Origin of the sequence: Serratia sp. BIGb0234 (assembly GCF_024809915.1) — a bacterium.
GTDB classification, from domain to species: Bacteria; Pseudomonadota; Gammaproteobacteria; order Enterobacterales; family Enterobacteriaceae; genus Serratia; species Serratia liquefaciens.
In genome coordinates this window covers 1,369,841-1,391,202 of record NZ_JANUEI010000001.1, presented here as the reverse complement: position 1 = coordinate 1,391,202, position 21,362 = coordinate 1,369,841, and the positions used below count along the sequence as shown (strand labels likewise).

The 21,362-nt window shown below is 57.7% G+C and carries 20 protein-coding genes; 14 read left to right on the top strand and 6 right to left on the bottom strand.

The window, feature by feature from the left end; translation table 11 throughout:
- Positions 1-309 precede the first annotated feature (309 nt).
- A complete protein-coding gene (locus tag M2407_RS06885; RefSeq protein ID WP_187962829.1) occupies positions 310-1,485 on the bottom strand; it encodes an ROK family transcriptional regulator in 1,176 nt (391 codons plus the stop codon).
- 100 nt (positions 1,486-1,585) lie between these two features.
- Here M2407_RS06885 and M2407_RS06880 point away from each other — a divergent pair, with 100 nt between their 5' ends.
- From M2407_RS06880 to ydfG, 11 genes are all read left to right on the top strand, one after another.
- Positions 1,586-2,836 carry an extracellular solute-binding protein gene (locus tag M2407_RS06880; RefSeq protein ID WP_020826774.1) on the top strand — a complete coding sequence of 417 codons (1,251 nt, stop codon included), beginning with the start codon at positions 1,586-1,588 and terminating at the stop codon, positions 2,834-2,836.
- Between the two features lie 9 nt (positions 2,837-2,845).
- Positions 2,846-3,754, top strand: coding sequence for a carbohydrate ABC transporter permease (locus M2407_RS06875; protein WP_020826773.1), 909 nt, complete (start codon positions 2,846-2,848; stop codon positions 3,752-3,754).
- Entirely contained in the window at positions 3,744-4,583 is an 840-nt protein-coding gene (locus M2407_RS06870) for a carbohydrate ABC transporter permease (RefSeq protein WP_259217290.1), read from the top strand. Before M2407_RS06875 ends, M2407_RS06870 begins: the two co-directional genes overlap by 11 nt.
- A 20-nt stretch (positions 4,584-4,603) precedes the next feature.
- On the top strand, positions 4,604-5,557 hold the full coding sequence (locus M2407_RS06865; RefSeq protein ID WP_259217288.1) for a carbohydrate kinase family protein: 954 nt from the start codon (positions 4,604-4,606) through the stop codon (positions 5,555-5,557).
- Positions 5,557-6,636, top strand: coding sequence for an ABC transporter ATP-binding protein (locus tag M2407_RS06860; RefSeq protein WP_259217287.1), 1,080 nt, complete (start codon positions 5,557-5,559; stop codon positions 6,634-6,636). The genes M2407_RS06865 and M2407_RS06860 overlap by 1 nt, the downstream gene beginning before the upstream one ends.
- A 93-nt stretch (positions 6,637-6,729) precedes the next feature.
- Entirely contained in the window at positions 6,730-7,251 is a 522-nt protein-coding gene (gene fecI / locus M2407_RS06855; protein WP_128864953.1) for a ferric citrate uptake sigma factor FecI, read from the top strand.
- Positions 7,251-8,207, top strand: coding sequence for a ferric citrate uptake sigma factor regulator FecR (fecR, locus tag M2407_RS06850; protein WP_259217286.1), 957 nt, complete (start codon positions 7,251-7,253; stop codon positions 8,205-8,207). Before fecI ends, fecR begins: the two co-directional genes overlap by 1 nt.
- A gap of 110 nt (positions 8,208-8,317) precedes the next feature.
- Complete coding sequence (gene fecA / locus M2407_RS06845) at positions 8,318-10,648, top strand: TonB-dependent Fe(3+) dicitrate receptor FecA (protein WP_259217284.1); 2,331 nt, start codon at positions 8,318-8,320, stop codon at positions 10,646-10,648.
- Positions 10,649-10,817: 169 nt separating this feature from the next.
- On the top strand, positions 10,818-12,260 hold the full coding sequence (locus tag M2407_RS06840; protein ID WP_130015682.1) for an MFS transporter: 1,443 nt from the start codon (positions 10,818-10,820) through the stop codon (positions 12,258-12,260).
- 97 nt (positions 12,261-12,357) lie between these two features.
- A complete protein-coding gene (locus M2407_RS06835) occupies positions 12,358-12,879 on the top strand; it encodes a GNAT family N-acetyltransferase (protein ID WP_041414537.1) in 522 nt (173 codons plus the stop codon).
- A gap of 177 nt (positions 12,880-13,056) precedes the next feature.
- A complete protein-coding gene (ydfG, locus tag M2407_RS06830; protein WP_115058896.1) occupies positions 13,057-13,806 on the top strand; it encodes a bifunctional NADP-dependent 3-hydroxy acid dehydrogenase/3-hydroxypropionate dehydrogenase YdfG in 750 nt (249 codons plus the stop codon).
- Positions 13,807-13,841: 35 nt separating this feature from the next.
- Here ydfG and M2407_RS06825 read toward each other — a convergent pair whose 3' ends face one another.
- The gene (locus tag M2407_RS06825; RefSeq protein ID WP_020826763.1) at positions 13,842-14,168 is read right to left on the bottom strand and encodes a YnfA family protein; all 327 of its coding nucleotides are present in this window, start codon (positions 14,166-14,168) and stop codon (positions 13,842-13,844) included.
- A gap of 148 nt (positions 14,169-14,316) precedes the next feature.
- On the opposite strand from M2407_RS06825, the gene M2407_RS06820 reads away from it, so the two are divergent.
- Together M2407_RS06820 and M2407_RS06815 are read left to right on the top strand one after the other, a co-directional pair.
- Positions 14,317-14,685, top strand: coding sequence for a DUF1283 family protein (locus M2407_RS06820; RefSeq protein ID WP_020826762.1), 369 nt, complete (start codon positions 14,317-14,319; stop codon positions 14,683-14,685).
- Positions 14,686-14,773: 88 nt separating this feature from the next.
- The gene (locus tag M2407_RS06815) at positions 14,774-15,073 is read left to right on the top strand and encodes a DUF1161 domain-containing protein (protein ID WP_020826761.1); all 300 of its coding nucleotides are present in this window, start codon (positions 14,774-14,776) and stop codon (positions 15,071-15,073) included.
- Between the two features lie 33 nt (positions 15,074-15,106).
- Here the strand turns inward: M2407_RS06815 and M2407_RS06810 are convergent, their stop codons facing one another.
- On the bottom strand, positions 15,107-16,594 hold the full coding sequence (locus tag M2407_RS06810) for an MDR family MFS transporter (protein WP_259217276.1): 1,488 nt from the start codon (positions 16,592-16,594) through the stop codon (positions 15,107-15,109).
- 274 nt (positions 16,595-16,868) lie between these two features.
- Here M2407_RS06810 and clcB point away from each other — a divergent pair, with 274 nt between their 5' ends.
- Entirely contained in the window at positions 16,869-18,149 is a 1,281-nt protein-coding gene (clcB, locus tag M2407_RS06805; protein WP_201895302.1) for a voltage-gated ClC-type chloride channel ClcB, read from the top strand.
- Here the strand turns inward: clcB and bioD are convergent.
- From bioD to M2407_RS06790, 3 genes are all read right to left on the bottom strand, one after another.
- Positions 18,146-18,817: a dethiobiotin synthase gene (gene bioD / locus M2407_RS06800; RefSeq protein WP_020826758.1), complete on the bottom strand. Its 672-nt coding sequence runs from the start codon at positions 18,815-18,817 to the stop codon at positions 18,146-18,148. The genes clcB and bioD overlap by 4 nt on opposite strands.
- Positions 18,818-18,969: 152 nt before the next feature.
- Positions 18,970-20,187, bottom strand: coding sequence for an ROK family transcriptional regulator (locus tag M2407_RS06795; protein WP_020826757.1), 1,218 nt, complete (start codon positions 20,185-20,187; stop codon positions 18,970-18,972).
- A 159-nt stretch (positions 20,188-20,346) separates the two neighbouring features.
- The gene (locus M2407_RS06790; protein WP_259217266.1) at positions 20,347-21,237 is read right to left on the bottom strand and encodes a LysR family transcriptional regulator; all 891 of its coding nucleotides are present in this window, start codon (positions 21,235-21,237) and stop codon (positions 20,347-20,349) included.
- Between the last annotated feature and the right edge of the window lie 125 nt (positions 21,238-21,362).

Genomic DNA, 21,362 nt, shown 5'->3' with positions numbered 1-21,362 from the left:
AGAGAATAATCGCGTTGTGTGCGTTTAACATACTGGTTCATCACATTTTCCTCTGTGCGTGAGTAAAATGTGTCAACGCTATTCAGGACGGGTCATTTAAGAATAGCAAGCCGCGTGCCAGTCGGTTTTTTATTGACTATTTATGTTTAAAAACAGAAGGATAAAATTCACCGAACAATATTCCGAGCCAACGACAAATAAGCAGAATATAAGCAAACGGTTGCTATTTAATGGCAACCGTTTGCTTATATTGGATTAATGATTAGCCTGCACCATTATTGGGCAAGAATATAAATCGGAGGATGGGTTTTATGACTTCAATAACACTTCATAACGGGGATTGAATTCATCAAACAGCGGCAGAGCCGCCGCCCCCAATGCAGCGGTATCCGCACCGGTGGTGCCCAGCCGCACCCGCAGGCCGTCGAGGTATTTGCTGCGCACCGAGCGATGCAGCGGCGCCAACCGTTTGATCAGTTGCGCCACGAGGCTTTCCGGCATCAGGCCGCCGATAATCACGGCTTCAGCGTCAAACATGCATTCAACGATGTTGATCGCCTGACGTAACGCAGGCACCGCCGAATCCAGCCAGGCGTCAATCTGCGACTGCGGCAATGCCAGCAAGTCTTGTGGTCTGGCGCTCATCGGATCCAGCCCGCAGCTCTCGTAGGCCGCCTGCAGCGAGACATAACGTTCCAGGCAGCCCTGGTTACCGCAGTAGCAGGCGCGCCCGCCCGGTTGCACAATCATGTGGCCGACTTCACCAGCATTGTGCGCATGACCGGTATAAATTCGGCCATCGGTGAAAATCCCCGCGCCAAGCCCGGTACCGAGATACAAATAAATAAACGAATTCAGCTGTCTGGCTACGCCGTGCAAACGCTCGCCGATGGCGGCGACGGTGGCATCGTTCTCCAGCGTCACCGGCAGGCCGCTTTGCGCGTTAAGTTCAGCCACCACATCGATATTTTCCCAACCGTTGAGCGTGGTCGGCCCCACCGACGAAATCCCTTCCACGCCAAACGGCCCCGGCATTACTACGCCGATCCCCAGCATTTTCCCCCAGGCCAGATCCGGTTGCTGGCGCATTTCTTGCAGTACATCACAAATCAGTTTCAAGGTCGCAGCAGGTTGCGGCTTTTGCACCATAATCAGCCGGTGGAAACGTACGCTGCCTGACAGATCAACCACGATCATCAGCAGGGACTGGTGATCCAGATGGATGCCGATGGAATACGCACTGTCTGGGTTAAGGGTCAACGGCGTGGCCGGCTGACCTCGCCCGCCGGCACGACGCGGCAGGTGCGAAGAGAGAATGCCGGCCTGTTCCAGCTCGGTTGCGATGTTTGAAACGGTTTGCGGCGTCAGTGAGGTCAGCCGGGCAATTTCGGCACGGGTCAGTTCTCCGTGCAGACGGATAGCCTCTATCACTACGCGCCGGTTGTGTGCGCGAGCATGTTCAAGGTTAGTGCCGGAAGTCGTCATAACTGCCTATGCAGAAAGGGAAATCGTCTTTGCAGTATGGTGCCCTCCAATAAAGCAATCAAATTGATTTAAAAATCTTTTTAACACCGGAGAACGCACAATGAAAAGCCATACCCTTGCCGCTACGGCAGTCTGTACTTTGTCTGCCCTGGCGCTCAGTCTCTCATCCGCCTATGCCGCCCCCACGCAAATTAGCGCGTTGTTTATGACCCAGGCGGCCTACAGTGAAAACGATATCCGCGCCATGACCGCGGACTTCAGCAAACAACACCCGGATATCACCGTTAATCTGGAGTTTGTCCCTTACGAGGCGCTGCACGATAAAATCGTCGCGGCACGCGGTGCCGGTAGCAATGGCTACGACGTGGTGCTGTTCGACGCCATCTGGCCGGCGGAATTCACCAAGTTCGGCCTGCTGCAAGACGTCACCGCGCGCATCAGCGCCGACGACAGCGCCAAAATCTTTGCCGGCGCCATGACCACCGTCACCTACAAAGACAAGCGCTGGGGCATGCCGTGGATCCTCGACACCAAATACCTGTATTACAACAAGGCCATGCTGGCCAAGGCCGGGATTGCCGCCCCGCCGAAAACCTGGCAGGAGCTGGAACAGCAGGCGGAAATTCTGAAGCAGAAAAACGTGGTCAAGTACCCGCTGGTGTGGAGCTGGTCACAGGCCGAAGCGCTGGTTTGCGACTACACCACGCTGGTGTCGGCCTTCAAGGGCCAGTTCATCCAGCAGGGCAAAATCACCTTCTCCAGCCCGGGTTCGCTGCAGGCCGCCAGCTACATGAAAGCGTCACTGGATAAGGGGCTCACCAACCCGAATTCTCGCGAGTATCTTGAGGAGGACGTACGCAAGGCCTTCTCCAACGGGGATGCAGCCTTCGCACTGAACTGGACCTATATGTACAACATGGCCAACGATCCGAAGCAAAGCAAGGTGGCCGGCGACGTCGGTATCGTGCCTGCACCGGGCTCCGAGGCCGGTCAGGTTTCTGCGGTGAATGGCTCCATGGGTCTCGGCATTGCCAAGGCCAGCGCCCACCCCGATCAGGCCTGGCAGTACATCAGTTACATGACCTCGCAGCCGGTGCAGGACAAGTACGCCAAGCTTAGTCTGCCGATCTGGAAATCCTCCTATGAGGATCCCGCGGTGCAGAAAGGTCAGGAACCGCTGATCGCCGCCGCCAAACAGTCGTTGAACGTGATGCTTTCGCGCCCCGAAACCGCGGATTACTCACGGCTGTCCAACGGATTGCAGCAGGACCTGCAGCAAATCCTGCAGGGTAAAGTCACGCCGCAGGCCGGGCTGGATGCCGCGACCCAAAGCGCGGCACGGTTGCGTTAAGCGATGACGATGCTCACTCTGCCCCAACGTGAGCGTCGTCAGGCATGGGTGCTGCTGGCACCCATGCTGCTGATGATGCTGCTGCTTACCGCCTGGCCGCTGGGTCGTACCCTGTGGCTGAGTTTTACCGATGCGGCGCTGGTCGGCGACGGCGTTGCGCCGGCCTGGGTCGGTGCGGATAACTTTCTTTATGCCCTGACCGACCCGGACTTTCAGGCTGCTCTGGGGCGTACGCTGTATTTCACCCTGGTTTCGGTGGCGTTTGAAGGGGTGATTGGCGTGCTGGTGGCGCTGTTGCTCAATCAAAAATTCCACGGTCGCAATCTGCTGCGGGTGTTGGTGATTTTACCCTGGGCGCTACCGACCATCGTCAACGCCACGATGTGGCGACTGAATTTCAACCCGGATTACGGTAGCATCAACGCGCTGCTGACTCAACTCGGCGTGATCGACCACTATCGCAGTTGGCTGGGAGACCCGGCTTCGGCACTCAACGCGGTAATGCTCGCGGACATTTGGAAGAACTATCCGCTGATCACCCTGCTGACGCTGGCGGCATTGCAAACCATCCCGGACGATTTGTACGAGGCGGCTCGACTGGACGGCGCCTCTGCCTGGCGACGATTCCGCGCCATCACCCTGCCCGCCATTCTGGCGCCGCTGGCCGTGGCGTTGGTGCTGCGTACCATCGACGCGTTCAAAGTGTTCGACATCATTTACGTGATGACGCGCGGCGGGCCAATGGACAGCACCAAAACCCTGAGTTTCTTTGTCTATCAGGAATCGTTCAGCTATCTGCGCGCCGGCAGCGGTGCCGCCTACGCCGTGCTGATGACCTTGCTGTGCGGCGTGCTGATTGCGCTGTACATGCTGATGCTGTTCCGCCAGCGCAGAAGGAGCCTCGCCGATGAAGCCTAAACTCCGCCTGCTCTTGCGCTACGGCGCCGCGCTGCTGCTGGCAGTGTCGATCCTCGCACCGATGCTATGGCTGTTTCTGATGAGCGTCAGCTCTTCGGCCGATCTGACCCGCGTGCCGCTGGAATGGCTGCCGCGTCACTGGGATTTTTCGCGTTACGTCAGCCTGCTGTCGTTGCAACCCGGCCAACCCGGTGCGTTGTTTCTGCATGCGTTGTTCAACAGCCTGCTGGTTGCCTGCGGCGCGACGCTGATTTCGTTATTGCTGGCCATTCCTGCGGCGTTCAGCTTTTCCCGCTACCCCGGCCGCGACGGCTGGCTGTTTGCCAGCCTGGCGATCTACATGGTGCCGCCGGTGGCTTTCGTGCTGCCGCTGTACTTTATCCTGCAACAGTTGGCGCTGTTGAACACCCATATCGGTCTGGTGCTGGTCTACTGCTCGCTGATCCTGCCGTTTCTCACCTGGATGCTGAAAAACCAGTTTGATGCCCTGCCGATCGACATCGAGCAGGCCGCCCGGCTGGACGGGTTACGCCAGTGGCAAGTGCTGTTGCGCATTACCCTGCCGCTGGCCAAACCGGCATTGGGTGCCTCGGCGCTGTTCGGCTGGTTGCTGGCCTGGGACGAATTTTTCTACGCGCTGCTGTTTACCAGCAATACTCAGGCGCAGACCTTGCCGGTGACCATAGCCGGTTTCACCGCCGGGCGCGCCACCGATGACGGGCTGATCGCCGCCGTCGGCATTCTGGCTGCCATTCCACCGCTGTTCATTGCCCTCTGGCTGCAAAAAACCCTGGTTAGCGGCTTAACCAGCGGCGGCAGCAAGGGCTAATTTATTCAGGGAAAATAGACATGATGAAGACCAACACCAAACCCACGCTGTACGTGGTGGGCAATATCAACGTCGATGTGATCATGAGCACCTTGCAGCAATGGCCGCAGAAAGGAACTGAAGCGATGCTCGATCATAGTGAGCTGCGCCCCGGCGGCTCAGCAGGCAACTGCGCACTGGCGCTGGCAGCGCTGGAAACCCCTTACCGGCTGGTGGCCAATCAGGGCAATGACTATTTCAGCCCCTGGCTGGCGCAGCTGTTTCCGGACAGTTCGCCGTATTGGCCGATCTACAGCTGCGAAACTTCGCTGACTTTCGGCGTCACCCACCCCGACAATGAACGCACGTTTTTTAGCAATCAGGGGCATATTACCCGCCTCAGCCAGGACGATGTGCTGCATCAGATCCCTGTATTGGCCGGCAGCGGCGACACCGTTTTGTTGTGCGGCACCTTCCTGTGCACCACCTTGTTGGCGGACTACCCGGCGTTGCTGAAGACCCTGCGCCAGCGCGGCTATCGCATTGCGGTTGATACCGGTTGGCCCCCACAGGGCTGGAGCGAACCGTTACGCACACAAATCGCCGACTGGCTGCCGTTCTGCGATATTTTGCTGCTCAATGAAGTGGAAACCTGTGGCATGGCGGGCAGTGAGGATCTGTACACCGCCGCTCGCACCCTGAATCGTCAACAGCCTGCCGACGCCGCCTGCGTGGTGAAATGTGGTCCGGACGGTGCGCGCATGTGGTGCGGCGAACGGTTATTGCAGGCGGCGGCACATCCGATCAAGGTGGTCGACACCATTGGTGCCGGCGACAGTTTCAATGCCGGTTTCCTGACCGCCTGCCTGCATGGACACTCGTCAACAGTGGCGCTGCGCTGGGGTATTCGTGCTGCCAGCCACGCTATCAGCAGCTCGCCGCGCCAATACCTGGACTGGAATACCCTGAAAACCTGCGCCGGAGAAATGGTCTGATGGCAAGTGTAGAACTGGTAAAAGTGGCCAAATACTATGGCAAACAGCGGGTATTGAACCCCCTGGATCTGGTGATCCCCGACGGCAGTTTTACCGTGCTGGTCGGCCCGTCAGGCTGCGGCAAGTCCACGCTGCTGCGCCTGTTGGCCGGGCTGGACAGCCTGACGGAAGGCACGATCCTGCTGGATAAAAAGAAGATCAACGATCTGGATCCTGCCGACCGCGACATCGCCATGGTGTTCCAGAGCTATGCGCTCTATCCGCACCTGACGGTGGCGGAAAACATGGCTTTTCACATGCAGGTGATGAAGGTAGCCAAGGCCGAGCAGCAGGCCAAGGTTCAGCAAGCAGCGCGCATTTTGGCGATCGATCATCTTTTGCAGCGCTATCCAAAAGAACTCTCCGGCGGCCAACGGCAGCGGGTAGCGATGGGCCGCGCCATGGTGCGTAATCCAAAGGTATTTTTATTCGACGAACCGCTGTCCAATCTCGATGCCCAACTGCGTATGGAGCTGCGTGCCGAGATCAAGGCCCTGCATCAGCAGTTCAAAACCACCACGGTGTATGTCACCCACGATCAGATTGAAGCCATGACGCTGGCGGACCAAATCGTGGTGATGAAAGACGGCAATATCGTGCAGCAAGGCAAACCGTTGGAAATCTACGACGCCCCCGCAGATACTTTTGTGGCGCGCTTTATCGGCTCACCGCCAATGAACCTGTTGGACGGCGTCGTCACGCCGCGCGACGACCGGCCTGGCGTCGCCTGTGGCGAACTCTGGCTGCCATTGCCCGCAAAATGGCGGCATGTTGCGGCAGGCAGCAAGGTGATCCTCGGGCTGCGTCCCCATGACTTCCACCTGGTCGACACCAGCGAGCAACCTGCCGCCCAACTGCGACTGATGGAGATCACCGGCGATGTCAGCCTGCTGCATATCAACTGGGGCGGTTATCGGCTGCACGTACAGTTCAACGGACGAATTAACGCACAAAACGACCAGCCGCTGTGGTTAGCGCCCAACCGTGACGCGATCCACCTGTTCGATGCCGCGACGGGACTGCGCTTGAGTGAAAGTTGAAAGTTCGCGTGGCCAGGGATGGCGTCAAACTTGAAACGATAACCATTCTCAATTATCATCCGCGCATCTTTTTTGACCGGCAGCGCGGAACCCATGTCAGCCACAGCCCCTACTTCCTCAGATGCGCTTACACGCCTCTACGCAACCCATCACGGTTGGCTGCGGGGCTGGCTGCAACGTCGACTCGGTTGCGCTTTTGACGCCGACGACCTGGCACAGGACACCTTCATGCGGGTCCTGAAAAACGACTCCGCCGCCGCTATTCGCGAACCCAAAGATTTTTTGGTCACCCTCGCCAAGCGGGTGATGGTCGATTTCTTCCGCCGCAAAACGCTGGAGCGCGCTTATCTGGATATGCTGGCGCTGATGCCGGAGGCGCAGGCGCCCTCACCCGAACAGCGCCACAGCCTGCTTGAAAGTCTGCAACACATCGACAGCATGCTCGACGGGCTGGGGCCGAAGATCAAACAGGCCTTTTTGCTGTCGCAGCTCGAAGGACTGGGCTATGCCGAGATTGCACAACGCCTCGGCGTTTCGGTCAGTTCAGTAAAAAAATACATGGCCAAAGCCGCCGAGCACTGCCTGCTGTTCAGCCTGGAAACAGAATACCCGTAATGAGCCACACCCTCACCCCAGAGCAGCGCCAGGCGCTGAAAATGGCCGCCCAATGGTTTGCCCTGTTATGCGACGAAAACGTCACCGAGCACCAACGGCAACAGTGGCAGGCCTGGCACCAACAAAACGAAGATCACCGCTGGGCCTGGCAACGCGTTGAAGCACTGCAAAGTCAGTTGCAGGGCGTACCTGGAAAATTCAGCTATCGCACGCTCGACCAGGCCGGCCGCCAGTCCACGCTGGATCGCCGCACCCTGCTGAAAAGTCTGTTGCTGTTGCTGGGCGTCGGTGGCAGTTGGTTGGGCTTTCAGTCCCCGTTGGGCCGCGAGCTGCGCGCCGACTACCGTACCGTTACCGGTGAAATTAAACCCATCGTCCTCAGCGACGGCAGCCAGTTGGTACTCAATACCGCCAGCGCTGTCGATGTTCGCTACAGCGCTGAAAAACGGCTGATCCTGCTGCACAGCGGAGAAATCAGTTTGATTACCGGCCGCGACGACCGGCCGTTTTGGGTCGAAAGCCGGCAAGGTGCCATGCGCGCACTCGGCACCCATTTCCTGGTGCGAGAAAACGACGATCAAACGCAACTGACGGTGCTTGAACACGCCGTGGAAGCCCAACTGGCACAGTTCCCACAGGAAAAACGACGGGTCAACGCCGGGGAACAAATCAGCTTCAGCGCTGTGGCATTCGGCCAACAACAGGCTGCCGGCAACGGCGACAGCTGGACCCGCGGCGTGCTGAGCGTCAGTCAATGGCGGCTGGATCAGGTGCTTGCCGAACTGGCGCGTTACCGTCACGGCCGTTTGGATTGCGATCCTGCCATTGCCGGCCTACGCGTGAGCGGCAGTTTCCCCCTGAGGGAGCCCGATCGCGCACTCCTGCTGCTCAGCCAAACGCTGCCGATCCGGCTGCAAAGCTTTACCCGTTATTGGTTAAAAGTGGTCCCTGCCTGATTTATTTAAATGAAAATGATAAAAAATCGCATTCGTGATTGTCCCTTTTTCGTTTTCATCCGACTCCAGTTAAAACACTGCAGCAAAAAATAGAATAATCAGGAGAAGGTATGAACAATTTTTGGGGAAAACCGCTTCAACCACTGGCGGTCGCCGTGGGTCTGGCATTCGCTTCACCCTTGCTGGCAGCGCAGACAGCACCGGTTGCCGCTACCGCTTATCAGATCCCCGCAGGCGATCTGGATGGCGCGCTAAATGCCTTTGCCGCCCATGCTGGCATTGCGCTGTCCGTTGACGGAAGTTTGACCGCCGGCAAGCGTTCACCAGGGCTGAAAGGCAACTACGACGTTAATCAGGGGCTGAACGCACTGCTGGCGGGCAGCGGCTTACAGGCCAAGGCGTTGGGAGCTAATGGCTTTACGCTGGTCAAACAGCCGACGGTGCAGCAAGAACAAGACATCACCGTGGTCGGTGACTGGCTGGCTGAAGGCCGTCAGATTGACGTATTCGAACACGCCGGCGCGCGTGACGTGGTGCGCCGAGAAGAGTTTGCCAAAACCGGCGCCACCACCTTGCGAGAAGCGCTGAATCGCGTGCCGGGCGTGGTTGCTCCGGAAAATAACGGCACCGGCAGCCACGATATGGCACTCAATTTCGGCATTCGTGGTTTAAACCCACGCCTGGCCAGCCGTTCGACCGTGCTGATGGATGGCATTCCGGTGCCCTTTGCCCCTTATGGCCAGCCGCAGCTGTCGCTGGCGCCGGTATCCCTCGGCAATATGGATGCGGTAGACGTGGTCCGCGGCGGCGGTGCCGTACGTTACGGGCCGCAAAGCGTCGGTGGCGTAGTGAACTTTGTCACCAAGGCCATCCCGAAAACCTTCGGCATGGAAGCCGGCATGCAGGGCCAACTTAGCCCGACCTCCCGTCAGGATCACCCCAAAGGCACCGGCAACCTGATGATCGGTGGTACCGCCGACAACGGCTTTGGCAGCGCGTTGCTTTATTCCGGCACCCGCGGCAGCGACTGGCGCGAACACAGTTCGACCAAAATCGACGACGTGATGTTGAAAAGCCGCTATGCGCCAAACGAGGTGCACACCTTTAATAGCTTATTGCAATATTACGAAGGCCAGGCCGATATGCCGGGGGGATTAAGCCGGGCGGATTACAACGCCAATCCATTCCAGTCTACGCGTCCTTATGACAAATTCTGGGGCCGTCGCCAGTTGGCCAACTTCGGCTATCAATATCAGCCGGATCAGCAACACAAATTCGACGTGCAGAGTTTCTATACCTATACCCTGCGCAGCGGCTATCTCGATCAGGGCAAGAACCTGACGCTTTCGCCACGCGAATATTGGGTACGCGGCGTGGAGCCACGCTACAGCCAAAGCTTCCGCTGGGGCCAGTCGGCGCATGAAGTCGGCGTAGGTTATCGCTACGTCAGCGAATCGACCCATGAGCTACGCTACTACAGCAAGGCCAGCAGCGGCGTATTACCTTCAACCAGCAGCCCTTACGATCGCGATACGCAGTCCGGCACTGACGCCCACGCCTTTTACATTGATGACCGCATAGATATCGGCGATTGGACCATCACGCCGGGCATGCGCTATGAGCATATCTCTTCCTATCAGAATAACTACATCAAGAATAATCGCCTCGACGTCAGCTACAACGCCCCGCTGCCGGCGCTGAATGTCATGTATCATCTGAACGAATATTGGAACCTGTACGCCAATACCGAAGGCTCGTTCGGCACGGTGCAATACAGCCAGATGGGTAAAGCGGTCGACAGCGGCAATATCGAACCGGAAAAAGCGCGAACCTGGGAACTAGGCACCCGCTATGAAGGCGATGCGCTGCAAAGTGAGATTGGCCTGTTCCTGATCAACTTCAATAATCAGTATGATTCGAACCAGGTCACCGACAGCGTCACCGCACGTGGCAAAACTCGACACGCCGGGCTGGAGGGCAACCTGCGTTACGATCTGTCGCAGTTGACTCCCAAACTGGACGACGTGACGGTTTACGCCAGCTATGCCTATGTCAACGCCACCATCCGTGAGGAAGGCGCCTACAAAGGCAACCAGGTGCCGTTCTCACCGAAGCATAAAGGTACGCTGGGGCTGGATTACACGCCGGGCAGTTGGACGTTCAACCTCAACAGTGAATTCCAGTCCAGCCAGTTCGCCGACAATGCCAACACCGTGGCGGAAAGTGCCGACGGCAGTACCGGCCGCATTCCTGGCTATATACTGTGGGGCCTGCGCGCCGCCTATGATTTTGGACCGGAAATGGCCGGACTGAATCTGGGCCTCGGGGTTAAAAACCTGTTTAACCATGAATATTTCACCCGCGCTTACGACGACAACAACAAGGGGCTATACATCGGTCAGCCACGAACTCTGTATTTGCAAGGTTCGGTGAAGTTCTGATTTCCCTGTGCGGGCGCAAGCGCTGCGCCCGCTAATTATCACCCGCTCAACCTCTTTTTAACCTCGGCGCAATGCGCTATCCTCAAAAACTCTTCCGGCGTTAACATTTTTGAAACGGGGTTTCTGCCATGTCCGCATCCTGTCCGCGCTTCGCCCGGCGTGCTTTGCCATGAGTTTCTTTTCACGCGCCAGTGCGCTGCCACTGCTGGTGGCGGGTGCCTTTTTTATGGAAAACCTCGACGGGACAGTGATCGTCACCGCCATGCCGCAGATGGCGGCGGCTTTCGGCGTGCGACCGGTGGACATGAACATCGGTATTTCGGCCTATATTCTGACGCTGACGGTATTTATTCCTGCCAGCGGCTGGATTGCCAACCGCTTTGGCGCGCGCAATATCTTCGCGGCGGCAGTGCTGATTTTTACCCTGGCATCGGTGCTCTGTGCCGCCAGCGTTAACCTGCCGACGTTTACTGCTGCCCGAATTCTGCAGGGTTTCGGCGGAGCGTTGATGGTGCCGGTCGGGCGCCTGGTGGTGCTGCGCAATACCGCCAAACCCGATTTGATCAAAGCCATCGCCACCATTACCTGGCCGGGCCTGGTGGCCCCGATCCTCGGCCCGCCGGTCGGGGGATTTATTACCACTTACGCCTCGTGGCACTGGATTTTTATTCTGAACGTGCCGCTGGGCATCGCCGCACTGTGGCTGGCCTGGCGACTGATCCCTCAGGAAGCGCCGCAGAAAGGCGTTCCCTTTGACGCCCTCGGCTTCGTGCTGACCGGCATTGCCTGCTTCGGCCTGATGTTCGGTTTGGATCTGATCAACCATCCGCAATTGTCCTGGCTGGTACCCGCGTTGTGCATTTTTGGCAGCCTGGCACTGGGTGCACTGGCGGTTCGCCATGCCAAGCGTACGGCACATCCTTTAATCAACCTGTGGGCGATGCGGATAAAAAGTTACGCCGTCACGATTTGGGGCGGTACGCTGTTCCGTATCGCCATCGGCGCCGTGCCCTTCTTGCTGCCGCTATTGTTCCAGATTGGGTTTGGCCTTAACGCCTTCGATGCCGGGCTGTTGGTGCTGGCGGTGTTCGCCGGCAACCTGGTGATGAAGCCCTTTACCTCGGCGGTGCTGTACCGTTTTCGCTTCCGTACTACGCTGGTGGTGAACGGTTTGCTCAATGCCGCTACCATTTTCGCCTGCGCGTTGTTGACGCCGCAGACGCCGACCTGGCTGATTCTGGGGCTGCTGTTCGTCAGTGGACTGACGCGCTCCATGCAGTTCACTGCGCTCAACACGTTAGCGTTTTCCGAAGTGCCGCAGCCGCAAATGAACGGCGCCAATACGTTGTTTAATGTCTCGCAGCAAATGGGCAGCGGGCTGGGTATCGCCATCGGCGCGTTGGCACTGCGTCTGGCGGAAATGCTGATGCCGCAGTCCACAGCGCGCATTCCATTGGTCGATTTCCAACTGGCGTTTGTGGTCATCGGCGTTATCGCGCTGCTGGCGGTGATTGACAGCTTTACCCTGGATCCGAACGCTGGCAGTGAGGTACGCCAGCGAAAACCGACGGCCGAACCTTTGCCGCTCTCGCCTCAGCGATTGCAGAAATAAGTCGCATCTGTCGCCAATCAACGTAATATCGATGATCCGCCCCGTTTCACCGGTGCGGATTTTTTGCCGTTTTGGCCTGAAAAGCGAGGTAATAATAATGATCCACAGTGACCTTTCTCAGTGCCGCGTGAACACCGACCGGTTGTTGATTGCCCCTTTTACCGCAGCAGATGCCGACGATGTTTACCAGGCGATTACCCCTACACTGACGCGCTTTATGAATTTTGAGCCTGAAGAGTCGCCGGAGGCCTTCGCCAACGTTTGGCAAACCTGGCTGCCGCTAATCCGCGAAGGTGAGGAGCTGATTTTCGTCGCTCGCCTGCGCGACAGCAAAGAGTTTGTCGGCATGGGCGGCCTGCATGACTTGCACAACACCACCCCGGAGCTGGGTATCTGGGTAAAAGAGAGCCTGCACGGTAACGGCTACGGCCGCGAAATCGTTCATGCCATGGCGGTGTGGGCCAGCGAGCGCTACCGGCCGCGTCACTTTATCTATCCGGTGGCAGAACAAAACACCCCCAGCCGACGCATCGCCGAATCTCTGGGCGGCGTAGTGGCAGGCCGACGCGAAAATACCAAATATGACTGCGTGGTGTACCACGTACCGCCTCAGCTGTAGCTGCATTGCAGAACGGGCACTTTCAGCCCGGCTTGCATAACCCTCTGACCAAAAAACCGCCCGTCTGGCAGCAGCGATGGCGGTTTTTTTATGTCGACGCCGATAACCACTGCCACTTAAACCGGGATTATGCTAATGCTATTAGCATGTGGTTAAAAACAGTTGAGGAACAGTAGCATGATCATTTTTGTCACGGGCGCCACCTCAGGGTTTGGTGAGTCCATCACACGACGTTTTATCCGCGAAGGCCATCAGGTGATCGCCTCCGGCCGCCGTATTGAACGTCTGGAAGAGTTGAAAGACGAATTGGGCGAGGCGTTGCATATCGTCCGTCTGGACGTACGTAATCGCGCGGCAATTCAGCAGGTGATTGATGAGCTGCCTGCGGCACTGCGCCAGATTGACGTGCTGGTGAACAACGCCGGTCTGGCGTTAGGTTTGGAGCCTGCACACAAGGCCAACGCCGATGATTGGGAAACCATGATCGACACCAATGCCAAAGGCCTGGTGAACATGACCCGCGCCCTGCTGCCGGCAATGGTTGAACGCAACGTCGGCCATGTGATCAATATCGGCTCCGTTGCTGCCAACTGGCCCTATGCCGGCGGCAACGTCTACGGCGCGACCAAGGCCTTCGTCAAGCAATTCAGCCTCGGCCTGCGCGCCGACCTGCACGGCACCCGCATCCGCGTAACCGACATTGAGCCAGGCCTGGTGGGCGGCACGGAATTCTCTAACGTGCGCTTCAAAGGCGATGACGGCAAGGTGGATAAGGTCTACGACGGCGCCAATGCGTTGACGCCGGAAGATATTGCCGAGTCGGTGTTCTGGGTGGCGACTCTGCCGCCCCACGTTAACATCAACTCGCTGGAGATCATGCCGGTCAGCCAATCCTTTGCCGGATTGAATATCCACCGCGAAGCGTGATTTTATGCGGCAGGGCCAGCCCCTGCCGCCGCTTGTCAGGCCGCTCGCCAGCCCGAAACAATAATCAGCATCCCCGCCAACGCCACCCCGGCGCCCAGCCAGTCCAACGCCGACAGTTTCACCCCATCAACTACCCGCAGCCACAACAGTGCCGTCGCAACGTAGACTCCGCCATACGCCGCATATACGCGCCCGCTGGCTGCAGGATGCAGCGTCAATAACCAAACAAACAGCATCAGGCTGGCCGCCGCCGGCAGCAGCAGCCAGGCGCTGGCGCCCTTTTTCAACCACAGATAAGGTAAGAAACAGCCGACGATCTCAGCCAGCGCAGTGGCGAAAAATAACAGGGTGGTCTTTAACATGGTGAAAGCTTTCTCTCTGTAAAGTAAACGATGCGGCGCTTAATTGGTGCACTCCAAGAGCAGGATGGTATATTTATCAGCACGCCCGAGGGCGCGTTAAAGCCAGTGCTGCCGCTATCAGGCAACACTAACTCATAAGGATGAAACGATGAAAACACTTTCTACTCAACGACTGCTGCGCGGGATGCTGCCGGTCGCCATGCTGATGCTAATGGGCGCCTGGCAGGCACCGGCACTGGCCGCCAGTTGCACTCAGGGCAGCACCTGCGTGACCGTCGACGGCAGTAACAGCGGCGCCATGAGTACCGAAGCGGCTCGTCAGAGCAAAGAACAGTTCAACGACACCAAATCCCTGCGCCATAAGGTCAACACCCGCGTGGAGAAAGAGTTCGACAAGGTAGACAAGGCGATTGATAACGAAGACCGCTGCAACGACAGCCTGAACGTTAATGCATATTGGGAACCCAATACTCGCAAGTGTCTGGATCGTCAGACCGGTCGTCAGATTAATCCTTAATCTTGCGGCAGCACGCGGCGGCCGTTACTCTCCGCCGCCGTTGCTGCTATTCTGACTAAGGAAGCCCATTCTCAAAAAGGACGAATTGATGAAAAAAGCGCTTATCTTGGGTGCAGTGCTGATGGCCGCAGCCCCCCTGGCCGCCCTGGCCTCGTGCGAGAGCGTGAAGGCGGACATTTCGCAGAAAATTATCAACAACGGCGTGCCGGAATCCGGCTTCAAGCTGGATATCGTGCCTAACGATCAGGCCCAACAGGCCGGCGGGCTGGTGGTTGGCCACTGCGAGAACGACACCCAAAAGATTGTATATACTCGCCTGAGCAACGGCGACGACAGCGGTGATGCGGCCCAGACCGGCACCAGTCAAGATACCAAAACCGCACAGTAATTCTGATCCAGGGCGCTATCAGCGCCCTTTCCTTTAGGCTTGTTCCGCCTCTTCTCCCTCACCCTGCGGCCGATGCCGGGCGGGGATCAACATCGCAGCCGCCAATGCCAACAGTGAGATGATGGCGGAGACCAAAAATACCCAATGCAGTGAGGCGGCAACCTGCTGCGTCATCTCTGCCAGCATTTCCGACCCCATTGCGCCACGCGTAGCCGGCTCCATCAACTGTTGGACCGGATCGGTCGTTTGCGGCAGACGCACCTGAAGGTTAATGTTCAGCGTGGCCCCCAAGATCGCGGTACCGATCGCCGAGCCCATCATACGGGTAAACACCGTGCAGGCAGTGGCGATGCCACGGATGCTGTGGTGCGCGGCGTTCTGCACCGAAACCAAAAACGTGGTGTTGCACAGCCCCATACCGGCGCCGATCATAAAGGCGGCCACTCTGCCCCACAGCAAACCGCCGCTCGGTTGCATCAGCAATAAGATCAGCCCACCGGCCACCAACAACAGCGCGCCCAGCAGCGCCGTCGTACGGTAGGACGTCATCAGCATCAGCCGTCCGCTGAAGGTGCTGGCCAGCGGCCAGCCAATCGACATCAGCGCCAGCGTGGTACCGGCTTCCAGCGGTGTCCCGCCCATCACGCCCTGAATAAAGGTCGGCAGGAAAGCGCTGATCCCCATCATCGCTGCACCAATCACCAGACCGCCAATATTGCCGGCCACAATCACCCGGCTTTGCCACAGCGCCAACGGGAACAATGGCTCCGGTGCACGGCGCTCCTGTCGAACCAACAACATCAGCGCAACGGCCGCCAAGCCCAACAGGGGCAGCACCCACCACCCAAGGTTTTCGGCCTGCAGCAGCGATAACAACAGCGCCGAAACAAACAGCGTCAGCCAAGCCGTGCCCGCCAGATCCAACGCATGCTTACGTAGCTGTTGGTGAGAAGGCAAATAGCGGCCAAGGAAAAACATCGCCAACAGGCCAATGGGTAAATTAACCCAGAACACCAACGCCCAAGGCAGATGCTGGACGATAAACGCGCCCAGCAGCGGGCCAACGATCGCCGAAACACCCCAGACGCTGGACAGATAACCCATTACCTTCGGCCGTTCGGTGGCGCTGTAAACATCCCCGATGATGGTGGTGGCTATCGGCATAATCGCCCCGGCCCCCAAGCCCTGCAGCAGCCGAAAACCGATCAGCCAGTACATATTGGGTGAGAAACCGCACAGTACCGAGCCCAGCAAAAACAGCGTGGCGCCAAAGAAAAATACCCGCTTGCGCCCGAGGAAGTCCGCCAGCCGGCCATAAATCGGAATGGTAATGGCCTGCGCCAATAAATACACTGCAAACACCCAGCCCAGCAGAGAAAACCCGCCCAGATCGCCGATAATTGTGGGCATCGCCGTGGCGACAATCGTCGCCTCAATGGCTGACATAAACATCGCCAACATGCAGGCAATCAGGATCAACGGACGATGAAGGAGTGGCGCTGGGGCTTCGTTATTTGTCATAGCGTGATTACAAACCTTGGATTCTCATTTTCATCCCATTATATCAGCCCGACGAGTCGCTGCCGTTACCGCTGTCTAGTTAGCTGTTTTCGCTGGCGAAAAACGCACCATTTGAACTTCAAGTGACATCGTCACAAAAATCAGGGTGAATCCCTGCCAGCCCGCTAAACCATGAGCCCTCCGCCAATTCTGCAAAGATTCACTGGCCTTCGGCTGACACGGCAAGCACAATACTCCGCTGAACCTTTCATTTTTCTCCTGATTTTACTGACGCATGAAACGATGGGTCCACCTGCACCACTATCGCGCCCTGCTGCGCCGCCTGTTTATTGCCATCTTTCTTGGTATCGCCGCCGCGTTGGTGGTTTGGCTGTTTCACCGTGCGATGCTGGGCCTGGAATGGCTGTTGCTCGACCATGAGAGCGGCAGCCTTGTCGCTGCCGCCTCCGCGTTACCGGCCTGGCGAAGGGCGCTGACCCCGGCGTTAGGCGGCCTGGCGGCGGGCACGCTGCTGTGGGTTTACCAGCGCTATCAACATCAACGACAGATAGCGCCAACCGATTATATGGAAGCGATCGAAACCGGCGACGGGCGGCTGGACGTCAGTGCCAGCCTGGTGAAATGCCTGGCTTCGCTGCTGGTGGTCTCCAGCGGCAGCGCCATCGGTCGCGAAGGTGCGATGATCCTGCTGGCCGCGCTGATAGGTTCCGTGTTTGCTCAACGCTTCACCCACGAGAAAGAATGGAAACTGTGGGTCGCCTGCGCCGCGGCTGCCGGGATGGCCAGCGCTTACCACGCCCCGTTGGCAGGCAGCCTGTTTATTGCGGAAATCCTGTTTGGCACGCTGATGCTGGCCTCGCTGGGCCCGGTGGTGATTGCCGCCGTTTGCGCACTGCTGATGACCAACTTGCTTAACGGTGGCCAGGCGCCGCTGTACCTGGTTGAGCCTCTGCCCGCCCCCTGGCCAGTGCAATATTTGCTGATGGCGCTACTGGGCGTATTGGCCGGCATTTGCGGCCCGCTATTTTTATGGGCGATGCAGGCCAGCGGCCATGCTTTCCGTTCGCTGCGCCTGAAGCCCCCTTTGCAATTGGCGCTCGGCGGGTTGATCGTGGGGTTGCTTTCGCTGCTGTTTCCTGAGGTGTGGGGCAATGGCTACAGCGTGGTGCAGTCACTACTCAGTGCGCCGCCCGGCGTATTGCTGGTTGGCGCCATTCTGATTTGTAAACTGTTGGCGGTGCTCGCCAGCAGCGGTTCCGGAGCGCCCGGCGGCGTATTCACGCCAACGCTGTTTGTCGGGGCCGCCCTGGGTTCGGTGGTTGGGCAACTGTGCGCCACCTGGCCGGAACTGGGCAGCGCGGTGCCGCTGCTGATGGCGCTGACCGGTATGGCCACGCTGCTGGCCGCAACCACCCACGCGCCGATCATGGCTGCGTTGATGGTGTTCGAAATGACCGGTGAATACACCCTGCTGCCGGGCATTTTGCTGGCCTGCGTGATCGCCACTACCGTTTCACGGGGTTTGCGCTCGGTGTCGGTCTATCACAACGCCTAGCGGTTCAGCAGCGGTGAGATATCCAGGTAATGCGCCAATTCACGCTGCTCAGCCCGCGGCAGATAAGGAATTTCACCCAGCAACGGCGCAGGAATGCGCTGCTGCAACGCGTCGATGGTTTCGGCATAGTGCGCCAGCCCCGGGTTAATGCGGTTAGCCACCCAGCCCAGCAAAGGTAAGCCGTCATTAATGATCGACTGAGCCGTTAACAACGCATGGCTGACACAGCCCAATTTAATCCCCACCACTAAAACTACCGGCAGTTGCTCCTGCACCACCCATTCGGCATAAGGCCGCATGTCGTTCATCAGCACGCGCCAGCCGCCACTGCCCTCGACCACCACGGTATCGGCCTTGGCGGATAGATGCTGCAGTCCGCTGCTCATCACACCATAGTTGATATCGTCGGTAGGTTGCGCGTGAAACACTTCTTCCAGACAGGTGATGGGATTAATTTCCTGATATGACAGCGGCAGAGTTGAAGAGGCCTGCAGAACCAAAGCGTCTTTATTGCGAAGGCCTTCACTGGTTTCCTGACAGCGTGCGGCAACCGGCTTGTAGCCGGCCACTGAGCGGCCCTGTGCGGCAAAGGCCTGCAACAAAGCGCGAGAAACCACTGTTTTACCGACATCGGTATCCGTTCCTGTTACAAATAAACGCGTTAACATGACTTAATTGCCCCGAGATACACCGTTAACCAAAATATCGCCGGGTTTACGGCGAAAGAGTAGAACGGGGAAAAGTCTAGAGGATGCCGACAGGCACGAGCTTGAGGTAGCGCAACATTTTGGCGTTAAACGATAAGTATTACTGATTGGTGTTAGCCTTGCAGCAACTGAACCAATAGTGAACCGTTGTATAACGCTTCTTTCACCAAAGCCGCACCGGGCATGGTGCCTTTGTTGAAGAACTGGGTGGACTCCACCTTAATATGCTCGCTGTAAGCCGGCAGAGATTGCTGACGAATGCAGGAGGCAATGGCCGGGTGCAGAATTTCCGCCGCGCGGTTTAGCGGGGAGCCGACCAGGATTTTTTCCGGATTGAACAGGTTGACCATGATAGCCAGGATACGGCCTACGCTGTGGCCCACGCCAAGGATGATATCTTTGGCCAGTTGGTCGCCTGCCAGCGCTGCATCACACAGCGATTCGACCGTCAGCGGCATGCCGTGCAGGCTGGAACTCATCGAGGTCCCGAGCCGCGTGCGGGCGATTTCCAACATATTCTCGATACTGGCTACGGTTTCCAGGCAGCCGTGGTTGCCGCAGTAACAGCGTTTGCCGTAAGGGTCGACCTGGGTATGACCAATCTCTACCACGCTGCGGCTACCGGCATGCAGCACCCGACCACCGGTGATGACGCCGGCGCCGACGTTATGATCGATCACCACCTGAATGACGTTTTGACTGCCGCGTGAAGCGCCGTATAAGGCTTCGGCCATGGTCCAGGCGCTGATGTCGTGCTGCAGATACACCGGCAGACCGGTGCGCGTTTCCAACGCCGGCCCCAAGGGCATATCTTCCACGTCGTAAAACGGCATGCGATGCACCACGCCGGAAATCGCATCCACCATCCCCGGTAAAGTAATGGCAATGGCCGTCAACCGCTCCAGTTTGCTTTGATGGCGGATAAAAAACTGATCGACTTCGGTCAGAATGCGTTTCAGCAGCGGATCGGGGTGTTCGGCGGCCAGGGGGAGGATTTCCTCAACTACCAGCTTGCTGCTGATATCACGCAGCGCCAGCGTGATGGTGCCACGGCTGATGCGGGCGGAAAGGTAATGCCAGGCTTCGGTGTCCAGCACCAGGCCCACCGCCGGGCGGCCGCGGCTGCCCACTTCCTGATATTCGGTTTCTTTAACCAGATGGGCTTCCAACAGCTCCCGCACGATTTTGGTGATGCTGGCGGGCGCCAGCTGTGCTCGCTTTGACAGTTCGATGCGCGAAATTGGGCCCAGTTGATCGATTAACCGATAAACTGCCCCTGCATTTGTTTGCTTGATTTGATCAATATGCCCAGGCTGCCCAACAGCAATCACAAACCTGCTCCTACTATTTTTCGCGCTTCTAAATAAAGACTATCGGCTATGGTGGGGCTTTTGGAATACAGCGTCAACTATTTGATTCGTTATGTGATTTGCTGCACAAATTCACCCTGCTTTCGCTACGGATTGTGTTTTATTTACCCAGTTGGTCCGTCAGGCCAACAGTAACGCCATCAAGGATTTTGCCGCCGCCGTCAACGGCCGTTGACGATGGTGCACCAGCCAAACTTCAGTCATCGCCTCCGGCTCCGCCAGCGGCAAATATTGTACTCCGTCGATTTTAACCCGGGCGAAAGACGCCGGAAGTATAGAGATACCCAGGCCAGAAGACACCAGGCCAATGATGGTCATCGCCTCACCAACCTCCTGAGTGATATAGGGCGTGATCCCCGCCTTGGCCAGCAGCGACAAAATTTCGTCATGCAGCGCGGTTCCCACCTCACGCGAGAAAAACACAAAGGGTTCTTCCGCCAGATGCTGGAAACGCAAGGTACCGGAAGCCACCTGGGTTAGCGGATGCCCTTCCGGCACCACCGCCACCAGGGGCTCACATAGCAGAAGCTGATGTTTCAACACGTCCGGCAAGCGGGTGTTACGCATCACGCCCAGATCGAGCTCGCCATTGAGCAAGGGTTCGATCTGCTGCTTGGTGTTCACTTCTCGCATCTTGATGTGCACCTGCGGGTGTTGCTGACGGAAAGCCCGCAGACTGCGCGACACTACGCTGATAAAGGGTGCCGAAGAGGTGAAACCAATGGTCAGTTCGCCAAGTTCGCCGCGTTCCAATCGCGCTGCCTTTTCCGCCGCACGACTGACCTGATCGAGCACCTGATAGGCTTCTTTCAGGAATATCTCCCCCGCCTGAGTCAGGCTGACATTGCGGTTATTCCGCGCCAAAAGGCGAGCGCCAACCATTTCCTCCAGCGCCTGGATTTGTTGGCTGAGCGGCGGTTGTGAAATACGCAGCCGCTCCGCTGCACGGCCAAAATGCAACTCTTCCGCCACGGCGATAAAATAACGCAGATGCCTCAACTCAATATTCATACTTTAAACGTCTTAATATTAATTATTAATATATTAGACAAAAAACTGCCCTCTCCCTATCATTTTGTTAACTCATCAAGTGCTGTGTAAGGAAAGACTGTGACAACCCCTGTGCGTTCTGCGGC